Source organism: Pseudomonas sp. RGB (assembly GCF_007713445.1).
Classification (GTDB): domain Bacteria; phylum Pseudomonadota; class Gammaproteobacteria; order Pseudomonadales; family Pseudomonadaceae; genus Aquipseudomonas.
In genome coordinates this window covers 401,664-414,161 of the sequence record NZ_VMSH01000005.1, presented here as the reverse complement: position 1 = coordinate 414,161, position 12,498 = coordinate 401,664, and the positions used below count along the sequence as shown (strand labels likewise).

10 protein-coding genes are annotated in these 12,498 nt (G+C 61.0%); 2 read left to right on the top strand and 8 right to left on the bottom strand.

Translation table 11 applies throughout. From position 1 onward, the window contains the following. Nucleotides 1–117 precede the first annotated feature (117 nt). Nucleotides 118–1,740 (top strand): methyl-accepting chemotaxis protein, encoded by a 1,623-nt coding sequence (locus tag FPT15_RS14095; protein WP_145161978.1) that lies wholly within the window; start codon nucleotides 118–120, stop codon nucleotides 1,738–1,740. Nucleotides 1,741–1,828: 88 nt separating this feature from the next. On the opposite strand, the gene FPT15_RS14090 is transcribed toward FPT15_RS14095, so the two are convergent. From FPT15_RS14090 to dinG, 6 genes are all read right to left on the bottom strand, one after another. After that, the gene (locus tag FPT15_RS14090; RefSeq protein WP_145161975.1) at nucleotides 1,829–2,293 is read right to left on the bottom strand and encodes a glycine zipper 2TM domain-containing protein; all 465 of its coding nucleotides are present in this window, start codon (nucleotides 2,291–2,293) and stop codon (nucleotides 1,829–1,831) included. Nucleotides 2,294–2,559: 266 nt separating this feature from the next. Continuing rightward, nucleotides 2,560–3,207: a pyridoxamine 5'-phosphate oxidase gene (gene pdxH / locus FPT15_RS14085; RefSeq protein ID WP_145161972.1), complete on the bottom strand. Its 648-nt coding sequence runs from the start codon at nucleotides 3,205–3,207 to the stop codon at nucleotides 2,560–2,562. Between the two features lie 27 nt (nucleotides 3,208–3,234). Next, complete coding sequence (locus FPT15_RS14080) at nucleotides 3,235–4,395, bottom strand: OmpA family protein (protein WP_145161970.1); 1,161 nt, start codon at nucleotides 4,393–4,395, stop codon at nucleotides 3,235–3,237. Nucleotides 4,396–4,538: 143 nt separating this feature from the next. Next, nucleotides 4,539–5,684, bottom strand: coding sequence for a serine hydrolase domain-containing protein (locus tag FPT15_RS14075; RefSeq protein ID WP_145161967.1), 1,146 nt, complete (start codon nucleotides 5,682–5,684; stop codon nucleotides 4,539–4,541). A gap of 82 nt (nucleotides 5,685–5,766) precedes the next feature. Beyond that, nucleotides 5,767–8,064 carry a beta-galactosidase gene (locus tag FPT15_RS14070; RefSeq protein ID WP_145161962.1) on the bottom strand — a complete coding sequence of 766 codons (2,298 nt, stop codon included), beginning with the start codon at nucleotides 8,062–8,064 and terminating at the stop codon, nucleotides 5,767–5,769. A gap of 98 nt (nucleotides 8,065–8,162) precedes the next feature. Continuing rightward, on the bottom strand, nucleotides 8,163–10,307 hold the full coding sequence (dinG, locus tag FPT15_RS14065) for an ATP-dependent DNA helicase DinG (RefSeq protein ID WP_119738807.1): 2,145 nt from the start codon (nucleotides 10,305–10,307) through the stop codon (nucleotides 8,163–8,165). 99 nt (nucleotides 10,308–10,406) lie between these two features. On the opposite strand from dinG, the gene FPT15_RS14060 reads away from it, so the two are divergent. After that, the gene (locus FPT15_RS14060) at nucleotides 10,407–10,871 is read left to right on the top strand and encodes a CopD family protein (RefSeq protein WP_145161959.1); all 465 of its coding nucleotides are present in this window, start codon (nucleotides 10,407–10,409) and stop codon (nucleotides 10,869–10,871) included. A 502-nt stretch (nucleotides 10,872–11,373) separates the two neighbouring features. Here the strand turns inward: FPT15_RS14060 and FPT15_RS14045 are convergent. Together FPT15_RS14045 and FPT15_RS14040 are read right to left on the bottom strand one after the other, a co-directional pair. Beyond that, nucleotides 11,374–12,132: a collagen-like protein gene (locus tag FPT15_RS14045; protein ID WP_145161956.1), complete on the bottom strand. Its 759-nt coding sequence runs from the start codon at nucleotides 12,130–12,132 to the stop codon at nucleotides 11,374–11,376. Further along, a complete protein-coding gene (locus tag FPT15_RS14040) occupies nucleotides 12,125–12,418 on the bottom strand; it encodes a DUF1145 domain-containing protein (RefSeq protein ID WP_145161953.1) in 294 nt (97 codons plus the stop codon). Before FPT15_RS14040 ends, FPT15_RS14045 begins: the two co-directional genes overlap by 8 nt. Between the last annotated feature and the right edge of the window lie 80 nt (nucleotides 12,419–12,498).

Below are 12,498 nucleotides of genomic sequence, written 5' to 3'. Positions count from 1 at the left end.
ACGCCTAAAGACTTTGCGCGCGCCGCCGACTAGTGATTGTGTCGCTAGCACTGTTCCTGCCAGGGACACCCGCCCGACACAGCTCTCCAACGCGTATCCAGCCCGAGCGAAAATCCCATGTTCCTGAGAAATATAAGAATCGCTGCCAGAGCCTTCATTGGCTTCGCAGCTATTGCGTCGCTGAGTGTGTTTCTCGGTCTGTTCGCCCTCAAGCAGATTGGCGAAGTCCAGTCCCAGGCTGCCGACATTCAGAACAACTGGATGCAGCGTGTCAGGATTCTGGCCCTGGCCAACGCGTCGCTCGACCGTTTTCGCTTGGGCGAAATGGCGCACATCCTGTCGGCAAGCGATGCGGAGATGCAGACCTATGAAGACAAATCCGCTGGCCGCCTGAAAAGCGTCAATGAACAGCTGACCCAATATGCCGCGCTGCTACGCACATCCGAGGAAAAATCGCGTCTGGATGTGTTCAACCAAAGCCTGGATGCCTACGCGAAGAACCATACCGAAATGCTCAAGCGCTCGCGCTCGGGCGACAAAGCCGGCGCCCGCGACTTTCTCAACAGCATTCGAGAAAGCTACGAGCAGATGACCAAGAACTTCGACCAGTTGATCGACCTCGCCAACAAAGGCGCCGAACAGGCCGGCCAAACCTCCGTAGGCGCTTACCAACATGCGGTGAGCGGCATCACCATCGTCATTTTGCTGGTCAGTGCCGGCACAGTGCTGGTGGCCTGGTTGCTGACCCGCAGCATTACCGGTCCCATCATTGAAGCGGTGCAGGTGGCCGAAACCATCGCCAAGGGCGACCTCACCCATCCCATAAACCCTACGGGCAATGACGAAGCCACCCGCTTGCTGCGGGCGCAAGAAACCATGCGAAACAACCTGGTGCAGACCCTGCGGCAAATCACCGGCTCATCCAGCCAGCTGGCCGCTGCGGCCGAAGAGTTGAATGCCGTCACCGCCGAGGGTAGCCGCGACCTGCAACAGCAACATGGCGAAATCGAACAGGCAGCCACGGCCGTCACTCAGATGACCACTGCGATTGAGGAGGTTGCGCGAAACGCAGCATCGACCTCCGACCTGTCCCAGGAATCGCGCAGCATTGCGTTGAAGGGCCAACAGCGCATGGGCGAGGCATTGAATTCGATCCAGGCGCTGACCCGTGGGGTCGAGGTCAGCTCAGGGCAAGTTGGCGGCCTCGCCGAACAGGCTAAAGGCATCGGCAAAGTACTCGATGTGATCCGCACCATTGCCGAGCAAACCAACCTGCTGGCGCTTAACGCGGCCATCGAAGCCGCGCGTGCCGGTGAGGCCGGACGTGGTTTCGCCGTGGTCGCCGACGAGGTTCGTGCACTGGCCCATCGCACCGCCCAATCGACCCAGGAAATCGAGCAGATGATCGGCAGCATTCAGGCCAACACGGCCAGCACCGTCAACACCATGCTCGACAGCAGCGCCATGACTCAGCAAACCTTGGGGCTGGCCGAGCTGGCGCAACAAGCGCTGGCTGACATTCTGGCTGCCAACGATGAGATCAATGACCGCAACCTGGTGATTACCACGGCGGCGGCGGAACAAGCCGACGTTGCTCGAGCAGTCGATCGCAACTTGCTGAACATTCAGCAGCTGTCGATTCAGTCGGCGGAGGGCTCGACTCAAACGACTGCAGCCTCGCAATCCCTCGCCAGCCTGGCGCATGAGTTGAACACGATGGTCAAGCACTTCCAGGTTTGACGTCACGCAGCGTGCGCGGCACACCGCGTTTGCAATAAAAAACCCCAACCGATCACTCGGTTGGGTTTTTTTATTTCAGGGCCGGCGTTTAGCGAGTAACGCGGCTGGTACCGTCGACAGTCATGATGCGTACACGGTCGCCGATGCGGAAGATTTCATTTTCCTGCACGGCTTGTACATAGGCACGCATGCTGCCGTCGTCTTCGCGAACGGTGATTTCCACACCTTGGGTGCGGGTCAGGCCTTCTTCGGTGGCCGAGCCCAGCAGGCCGCCGGCTACGGCGCCGATCACGGCGGTAACAATGCTGCCACGGCCGCCGCCGATGGCGCTGCCGCCAACGCCGCCGATGACTGCGCCAGCAGCGCCGCCGATTGGGGTCTTGGTGCCTTCGATTTTCACTGGACGCAGGGATTCAATGGTGCCCATGCGAACGGTCTGTACACGACGCGCCTCGTCACGGGAGTACGAGTCGCCGGTCAGACTCGAGGCGCAGCCACCCAACAGCAACGACAGGGAGGTAAAGCAGGCAACTAGTAAAACGGACTTACGCATAGCATCAACTCCAAAGGACAGGCATTCATTAGACGCTGCGGCTTGGCGCCTGTCACGGCGAGCACCGCAGAAAATTGCTTTCATTCAGCCTTAGTACAGACTGCCAGCACCAGAAAAATAGACGAACGGTTGCACTCAACTGTTCCGAAGAATGTCATGGACGCGTTCATCATTATTGTAGTCGCGCAGCAGCACACGCCGAAGACTTATGGATAAAGACTTCGCTGTGGCGGGCAACATTCGAACGAGGTGACGAAAGGTGAAACTCAGGGCGCGAGGCGCTCACGAGTCCACTCGCCGGCTTGCAGGCGGTAGTTGAGGCGATCATGCAGGCGACTGGCGCGACCCTGCCAGAACTCGATACGCTCGGGCAGCAAGCGATACCCGCCCCAATGCTCAGGGCAATCGGGTTGGATGTCGCTGAAACGCTGCTCGGTAGCCTTGAGCAAGTCTTGCAGCTGTTCGCGATCACGGATGACCCGGCTCTGCGGTGACGCCCAAGCCCCAAGACGGCTGCCCAATGGGCGGATCTGAAAATAAGCATCCGACTCTTCGGGCGTGACCTTGACCACCCGCCCTTCGATGCGCACCTGGCGCTCCAGGGTGGGCCAGAAGAAGGTCATGGCTGCAAACGGCTGTGCCGCAAGCTGTTCGCCTTTGGCACTCTGATAATTGGTGAAGAAGGTAAAACCCTGTGCATCCAGGCCCTTGAGCAGCAGGATACGACAGTGCGGACGACCGTCCTGGTCGACCGTGGCCAGAGTCATGGCATTGGCTTCCACCGGTGGCTGCTCGGTTTTCACCGCATCGGCAAACCACTGGTGGAACAATGCAAACGGCTCGCCCGGGGCCTGGGCCTCGCTCAAACCGTCCCGTGTGTAGTCACGGCGCATATCGGCCAGTGCCTGGGTCATGCGGCTTTATCCTTCTGGTTCAGCAGATCAGTTTTTCGCCTGGTCGTTTGTCGCTGGAGCGTCGGCCTTGGGTGCGGCTTTTTTCGCGGCCGGCTTGGCGGCAGCTTTTTTCGCAACGGGCTTGGCAGCGGCTTTCTTGACCGGAGCCTTTTTCGCCGGAGCGGCTTTTTTCGCAGCAGGCGCCGGTACGGGAGCGGGTGCAGTCTGCACGGCAACCATTTCCGCAACCGGTGGCTTGCCCGAGTTGTACTTGCTCAACAACGCCAACATCGTTGTACGCTGAGTGAACATGATTTCCATGCGACGGTTCAGCGCACGCCCCTGATTGCTATCGTTGGCAGCCCGCGGCATAAGGTCGCCCATGCCACGCATCATCAGGCGATCCTGCTTCAAGCCGCTGAGGCTGAAAATCGAAGCGATGGACTGCGCGCGCTCGCGGGTCAACGCCTGGCTCGCGGGCTCGGCACCATTGGTGTCGACGTGGCCTAAGACCAACACAGCGGTCTTCGGATCGCCTTCAACCGCCTTGGCCACGCGAGTGAACGGGCCCAACGTAACCGGCAGCAGCATTGCCGGGCGTTTCGGGTTGTAAGAGCCATCAACCGGGGCGATCACGACCAATACGTTCTCGCGACGCTCCAATTGCAGGTTGCTGTCCTTGATGGCCGCACGCAGGCGCGGCTCATAGTCGTCCAGCCAGGCTTGAGTGATTTTCGGGTCAGGCATCGGCACGTTGGTCACGTCGACCTTGGCCAATGGTTTTGGCTTGCTTTCGAAAGGCCACCACCACTTGGTGTCGGTGTCGGTCTTGGCGACTGCCGGGGTCGTCGGGTCTGCAGCCTTGAGGTCGGCTTTCAGATCGGCTTTGGCATCAGCTGCTTTTTCATCGGCGCTTTTAGACGCGAACGGCCACCAGCTGGAGCCGGTCTCGGCCTTGGCTACGGGCGCAGGGGCGGCAGCAGCGGCAGGCGCTGGAGCAGCGGCGGCGGCAACCGGGGCTGCAGGCTTGGCGCCAGCGGCTGGTTTTGCATCCGGTATGGCGTCGGTTTTGGTTACTGCGTCCTTGGTAGCAGCCTTGTCTGATCCAAATGACCACCAATGCCCACCTTCGGCATCATTTTGTGGAGTTTGTGCGCAACCCGTAATTGTGAGGCACAGCGCCAGTGCCAAGGACTTGTTCGATAACATGAGATATCCACAAAATGAGAAAAAACCGGAGGGTCTGGTTGACCCGTTAAACAGACGCTTACAGAACATTAAAGTTACAAAATTTCGTTCAGCGCCTTCTTATAGTTGCCTTTGTAACAAAAAAACGTGAAACAGCAAGCTCTTTACAGACAACCGGCCAATATTCCGACCAACTTCTGTGCACGCGGGTCCATAAGTACATAAGGCCCCAGTGTATTAGTCACGAAACCAAATGCTACATCATGTTCCGGATCGGCAAAACCGACCGAACCACCCGCCCCCGGATGCCCAAACGCACGTGGGCCAAGGCCGAACGTCGCATTGGGCAAGTGCGGTTGATCCAACATGCAGCCCAAGCCGAAACGGGTTTGTGTCAATAAAGTTTTATCCGGCCCGATACTGTGTTCGCGGGTCAATTGTTCGAGCATGTCCGCTTCGAGCAAACTACCGTCCAACAATCCGCTATAAAAGCCCGCCAGGCTACGCGCATTACCGTGACCATTTGCCGCCGGCTGCTGCATGCGCCGCCATTCAGGCTTATTAGTGCTTGTCAGAATAGACGGTGGGTTGGCAAAGGCACGCGTAGTCATGGCCGCAGGTTCGCGCATCATAACTTGCAATAATCGTTGAGCGGCTTCATCGCCCATATTGCCTTTGCTGCGCGCTATATGCGCAACACGATAAAACTCTTCGTCCGCCAGGCCAACATGAAAGTCCAGCCCCAATGGCCGCGCAACCCGCGCAACAATTGATTCACCGGGCCCACGCCCGTCGGCGCGACGCAACAATTCACCGACCAGCCACCCATACGTGATGGCCTCGTAGCCGTGGCCTTGGCCGGGCGTCCACCATGGCGCTTCGGCCGCCAGGGTGTCGACCATCAGTTGCCAGTCATAGAGGGCTTCGGCGGGGAGCATGTCGCGAATCGCCGGCAACCCGGCCTGGTGGCAGAGCAGCTGGCGCAGGGTGATGGCTTCTTTACCGGCTGCGGCAAACTCGGGCCAGTAGTTGGCGACAGGGGCGTCGAGTTGCAACTTGCCCTCGGCCACCAATTGCAGGGCCGTCACGGCGGTGAAGGTCTTGGTGCAGGAAAACAGGTTGACGATGGTGTCGCTGTGCCAGGCCTCAGCACCGTCCTTGTCGGCGGTGCCGGCCCACAGGTCGACGACGGTTTCGCCGCCAATCTGGATACACAGCCCGGCACCACGCTCCTGCGGGTCATCGAACAACGCGGCGAATGCCTCACGTACCGCTTCGAACTGGAGCTCGTAATGACCCTGAATCTGCACCTAAGCCGCCTCGGAAAACACCGTAATAAGTGGCCGACATTGTTCCAGTCATTGGCGGTTTTGTGAACCCGTCAAATATGAATCAATGGCCATTTCCAGAGTGACCGCCAGCATGCCCGGCGCCCTGCCCTGCGCCTCTGCCGTCATGCCCCGACTTGCCGGCTTCGCTCTCACGCACACCGCTGGCGGCCTTGGCTTTTTCGGCTTCCTTGCCCAGTTGGTCGACGGCCGCCAGGTTGCTCTTGCGCACGCTGTCGACAAAGCCCTGGAACGGCACATCCGTGATGCCTACAAGGCCAAAGTGGCCGTTTTCACCGTCCAGCAGACGCCCCGTCACCGGTTGATCCAGGTATTGGAACCAATGCACGCCGACGATCGACGGCTCAGCCATGGCTTGCTTGAGGAAGTTGCTGTACGCCACGCCACGGTCTTCTTCCTTGGCCAACTGAGTCACGCCGCCCCAGAACGGACCGCGATCCGCCGAGCCGAAGTTGAACTCGGTGATCAGTACCGGCTTATCCAACGCGCGCAGGGCGGCGAAGTCGTAACCGTCCTGAGGCTTGAGGGTGTACATGTTGAAGCTCAGCACATCGCAATACTGGGCGCAGGACGCTACGGCTTCCGGGGTGCTGACGGCGTAGCGGCCACCCAGCAGCAACTGGTTGGGCGCGTGCCACTTCAAGGAATCGGAGATGGTCTTGAAATAGGCATCGGCGAAGGTCTTCTGGAAGTACTTGAAGTCCGCTTCGATTTCCGGGTGCTCAGGGCTCGGCATCGGTGGCTCGAAGCCCGGGTCTTCCATCAGCTCCCAGCCCGACAGGTGAATGCCCCAGGCTTTGGAGAGGCCTTCTTCGTTGCGGTATTTGTCACGCAGTTGTTTGAGAAACGCACGTTTGGCCGGCACGTCGGTGGTCATGCGCAAGGTCCCGTAGGCCAGGGCGTAACGCGATTTTGGATCGTCGCCAGGGCCGGCCCAGGCCAGCTCGTTGTCGGCAAAAAAGCCGATCAGCCACGGGTCGTCGCGGTGATCGCGGGCCGCGATCGCCACCGCGCGCTCGGTGGCCATGGCGAAACGCGGGTCGAACGGGTCGGGCATGCCGCCCCACCAGTCAGTGCCGGTGCTGATGCTGGCGTAGTCACCGACAATCGACAGCGGCAAGGTGTACGGCACGCGGTCGGCGCTGGCCAAATCCTCATCGCTCCAGTTGCCCACGGTGTTGAAACCCCAGGCTTGCAGGCGGTCCAGCGTGTGCGTGACCCAGCGCTTGTGGTCAAAACCTTGCGTGTCATAGGTGCGCTGCAGGTTGGCGCCATAGAAGTCGTACCAACGCCCCACATTAAAGCCCCGGCCCTGGTCGGCGCCGTTGCCGCCACGGTTATCCGCACTGCCGTAATACTTGTCGAACGGCTCACCGGACTTGGGCAGCGCGGCAAACATCCATTCGCGGCCGGCCACGTAGGTTTGGTTATCGTCCGGAGCAACCGTATTGACGCCCAGGGAGTAGAACGGATGGCCTTCCGGCGTCACCAGGTACCAGCGCCCGTCGCGCTTCTCGGTGCGGAAAAAGCCGCTTGCTTCGAACGCGGGGCCTTTGTTCCAGCCGCCATATTGGTCCAGGGCAGACTTGTCGCGCTCAGCCAGCCAGCCCTTGAGCTGTTGCTGTTCCTTGGCCGCTGCGGCTTTGAGTTGTTCGTCGCTGCTGACTTTTTCCGGCCAACGCGCGCGCGTGGACTGACCATACGCATCCACCAGCGCGCTGTAAGCAGCCTTCAGCACCGGCTCGCTGTCCTGCACGCCGAAGCGTTCCAGCAGGATGCTTTGGGCTGCGTTGGGCTTGATCATCGACAGGGTGACCGACGCCACCTGGCTACGATCGATTGACCCGGCGCTGCTGGCCAACAGCACACGCTGGCCCTCCAAGGTAATCGGCATCGGCGGCCCGGCTTTCATGCCCTGGCTCAGCGGCGAGTTGGCCTGTAGCGGAATCAGCAGGGTTTGGGCGGGGCCGGCCGGCAGGTCGATGCGGCTGACCAGCGTCTTGCCGTCGGTGCTCTGCACCTTGACGTAGAGGGTCAGCGCCCAGTCCATGGCGCTTTGGATACGCAGGCTCATGGCGCCGGACTGCGACCAGTCCCACACGCCGGCCTGCGGGCTGAGCACCAGGCTCGGTTCGGCCGCCGGGTTGAAGGTGATGCGGCGCAGCACCTCGCCCTCAGCGGTTTGTTCGGCGTTGTATTGCGGCAGGCTCGCGTCCTGGGTCGCGACCTTGACCACATCGGCAGGCCGGACGAAATTGAACAGCGTTTGTTGCCCGGCAGGCGCGGCCATCAAGGGCGCGGCAAACAACAAGGCAAACAGAGCGGGCAGCGTGCGAATCATACGAACAAGGTTCTCCCAAACGGCCGGTGAATGGCCTGATGACGTAAAGCGTTGGCAGTGAGATAGACCACGAAGTGGGCGAATTCGCCCACAGTGGTTTAAGAAATTTCGCGCCTGAAAGGCGGCAAAGCATTGAGGATAGCCTTGCCATAGCGTTGCGTGACCAAACGGCGGTCGAGCAAGGTGATGGTGCCCCGGTCTTCCTCGGTACGCAGCAAGCGCCCGCAGGCCTGGACCAGCTTCAGGGAAGCATCCGGCACCGAGATTTCCATGAACGGGTTACCGCCACGGGCTTCGATCCATTCGGCCAAGGCCGCCTCGACCGGGTCATCCGGTACCGAGAACGGGATCTTGGCGATCACCACGTGTTCACAGTAGGCACCGGGCAAGTCCACGCCTTCGGCGAAACTGGCCAGGCCGAACAACACGCTGGAATCACCGCCATCAACACGCGCTTTGTGCTTGTTCAGGGTTTCCTGTTTGGACAGGTTGCCCTGGATGAACACCTGCTTGCGCCAGTCGCGGTCAAGACCATCGAACACGTCCTGCATCTGTTTACGCGAGGAGAACAGCACCAGGGTGCCGCGTGAACCTTCCACCAGGTCCGGCAAGTCGCGGATGATCGCGGCGGTGTGCGCGGCCGCGTCGCGAGGGTCGGCCTTGAGGTCCGGCACTCGCAGCACACCGGCATCGGCATGGTGAAACGGGCTCGGCACCACGGCGGTGACGGCCTTTTTCGGCAGGCCGGCACGCATGCGGAAACGGTCGAAAGTGCCCAGCGCGGTCAGCGTGGCCGAGGTCACCAGGCAGCCGTAGGCCACGTTCCACAGGTTGCGGCGCAGCATTTCGGCGGCGAGGATCGGGCTGGCGTTGACCTCGATATCAAACAGCGCACCGCTTTCGGACAAGGTCAGCCAGCGCGCCATGGGCGGGTTGTCTTCGGGGTCTTCGACGGTAAAGGCGGTCCACAGCTCCCAATTGCCCTGGGCGCGCGACAGCAGGCTGCCGAACAGGGGGTACCATTCCTCGGCCTGGTTGCTGGCGATACCGATGTTGACCTCGCCGTCCATGCCTTCCTTGAGCAGGTCGGTCAGGCGGGTGAACAGGTCGGTCAGCCGTGAGAAGCCTTTCTTAAGCTCGATACCCATTTCACGCATGTGCTCGGGGATCAAGCCGCCGACGAAGCGATGACGCGGCCGTTCGCGGCCTTCGACGTCTTCGCCGGGCTTGAAGTCGGCGACCTGCTCGCAGGCGCTGAACATGAATTGCTGCTGGGTCTTGATCTCGCGCGCCAGCTCCGGCACCTGCTCGATCAGCTTGCCCAGATCGCCGGGCAACGGGTGCTGGGCGAGCAATTTGGTCAGGTTCTTGGCGGTGGTTTCGAGCCAGTCGGCGGTGGAACGCAAACGGGTGTAGTGGGCGAAATGGCCGATGGCCTTATCGGGCAAGTGGTGCCCTTCGTCGAATACGTAAAGGGTGTCGCGCGGGTCCGGCAACACAGCGCCGCCGCCCAGGGCCAGGTCAGCCAGGACCATGTCGTGGTTGGTGACAATCACATCGACCTTGCCCATGCCCTCGCGGGCCTTGTAGAAGGCGCACTGGCCGAAGTTGGGGCAATGCCGGTTGGTGCACTGGCTGTGGTCGGTGGTCAGGCGCGCCCAATCGGCGTCTTCCAGGGCGGTGGGCCAGCTGTCGCGGTCGCCATCCCATTTGTTGCCGGCAAGTTTCTCGATCATGCTGGTAAACAGCTTCTGGCTGACTTCATCAACCTCGATCTTGAAGCCTTCCTCTTCGAACAGCGATGCCGTGGCGGTCTGGGCGTGACCTTCCTGCAGCAATACGTCGAGCTTGGACAGGCACATGTAGCGCCCACGGCCCTTGGCCAGCGCGAAGGTGAAATTCAGGCCGCTGTTGCGCATCAGGTCGGGCAGGTCTTTGTAGACGATCTGCTCCTGCAGGGCGACGGTGGCGGTGGCAATCACCAGGCGCTTGCCGGCGGCCTTGGCCGTAGGAATCGCGGCCAGGCTGTAGGCCACGGTCTTGCCGGTACCGGTGCCGGCCTCGACGGCCACGACCGCGGGGTCGCCACTGCGCCGACCTTCGTCGTCGGTGTCGATATCCCCGAGGACTTTGGCCACTTCGGCGATCATCAGGCGTTGGCCGTAGCGCGGTTTCAAGCTCTTGGCTTCGAGAAAACGCGAATAGGCGCCCTGGATCGTGGTTTTGAGTTCAGTGCTGATCATGGATAGTCGGGCGCAAAAAACGCTGGATAAATTTTCAGTGGTTCGGATCGGCCGCTATCATACCCCGCTAATTAATCCCGCGCAGAACGGAGTACCACAATGACCGCGTTTAGCCTCGCTTACACCCTGCATGTATTGGCCGCCCTGGTGTGGGTCGGCGGTATGTTTTTCGCCTGGATGATCCTGCGCCCCGCCGCCATGGCGGCACTTGAGGGCCCTGCCCGGCTCAAGCTGTGGGCGAATGTGTTTCAACGTTTTTTCGTGTGGGTCTGGGTGGCGGTGCTGGTTTTGCCGATCAGCGGCATCGGCCTGCTGCAACTGCGCTTCAGTGGTTTTGAGACCGCACCGCGCTATGTGCAGGTGATGATGGGCTTGTATCTGGTGATGACCGCGCTGTTTATCCGTATCCAGGCGTTGAAATTTCCGGAACTGCGCACAGCGGTAGCGGCCGAGGACTGGCCGGCGGGTGCGGCTGCGCTGGGGCAGATTCGCAAGCTGGTGGGGATTAACCTGATTATCGGCCTGGTGGTGGTGGCGATTGTTTCAGCTCGGCCGATGTTCTGAAGCTGCCGACTACAGTGGCGAGCGGGCTTGCCCGCGTTGGGCTGCGAAGCAGCCCTGAAACCAGACGGCGCATTACATCTGTAAAAACGCGGTGGCTTTATTGGGGCTGCTTTGCAGCCCAACGCGGGGCAAGCCCGCTCGCCACAGTGAGGCGTTAGAGCCTTTGGATAGTCGCAGGCCCTTCTGGTCACCATCGCAAGCTGGTGGGGATTAACCTGATTATCGGCCTGGTGGTGGTGGCGATTGCTTCAGCTCGGCCGATGTTCTAAAGCTGCCGACTACAGTGGCGAGCGGGCTTGCCCCGCGTTGGGCTGCGAAGCAGCCCTGAAACCAGACGGCGCGTAACATCTGTAAAAACGCTGTGGCGAGCGGGCTTGCCCCGCGTTGGGCTGCGAAGCAGCCCTGAAACCAGACGGCGCATAACATCTGTAAAAACGCGGTGGCCTTATTGGGGCTGCTTCGCAGCCCAACGCGGGGCAAGCCCGCTCGCCACAATGAGGCGTTAGAGCCTTTGGATCGTCACAGCACCCGCAGGCCCAGCCGGCCCCGGTTGCCCTTCCAGCCCTGGCCGGCCCTTCTGGCCACCATCGGCGCGGTACACCAGGCAGCCCTTGGATTGCCCACCTTTGCCCGGTTTACCGGCCGTGCCGGCCAAACCGCCCGCACCGCCATCCACCCAGACTTTGATCTGCTCGGCAGGGAAGCTCTGCGGCAGCTCGACGCGTACGGTCGCGCCCGCTGCACCTGGCAGGCCATCACCGCCATTGTCGCCATTGGCGCCGCGCCCGGCTGAACCCCAGGTGCAGCCCGGGTCCACGCCATTGGCGCCATCCAGGCCGGCATAGCCTTGGGCGCCTGCGCCGCCACGGGCGTCCACCGACAGTTCATCGGCGGTCAGCGCGTTGATGCGCAGGACCAAGTCACGCCCCGCCTTGGCGGGCCTTTCGTGGGTACCGGGAGCACCGCGCGAAGTGATCTGGCTGCCATGTTCCAGTTGCGCATTACGCACTTGCAACTGCAGCGCGGTATTGCCGGGGGCGATGGCGATCCGCGCTTCACGGCCCAAATGCAGCTCATCCACCGTCACTTGGCTGATGGTCGCCGGAACCAGCAACGTGCCGTAATCCGCCACATCCAGGCGTTCGAGCTGCAAAACGTTGGTGCTGCTGGGCAGGCGCATCAGCGAGTTGGTTTCAACACTGACGCTCTGCGCCAGGGCAATGGGGCTGACCAACAGGGCCAACAGAAAAACCTTACGCATGATTGGCCTCCTTGTTTGCTTCATCAATAACGGCAGGCGCCGACAGGCCCCGCACATGGAACATCCCCACCAGCAGAATCTGCAGGCGGTCACGCCAGGGGTGGGCACGGTGTTTCAGGCTGCTGTTGAACAACAGCAATTCCAACAGATGAGTAAGCAACAGCAGACTGCCGGCCAGACTGACCAACAGGTGAAACGGATTGGCGAGCGGCCGGAATAAATTGACCACCACCACAACCCAGAACAGCAACGTCAAAAACTTTCCCAGCCCCCAAAACACCTTCATCCTGCATGCCCCTGCCTATTATTCTTTGGGCGCACAGTACCGACTTCTGCAGGCGATTTGCCAGTGAAGGATGAAAAAAC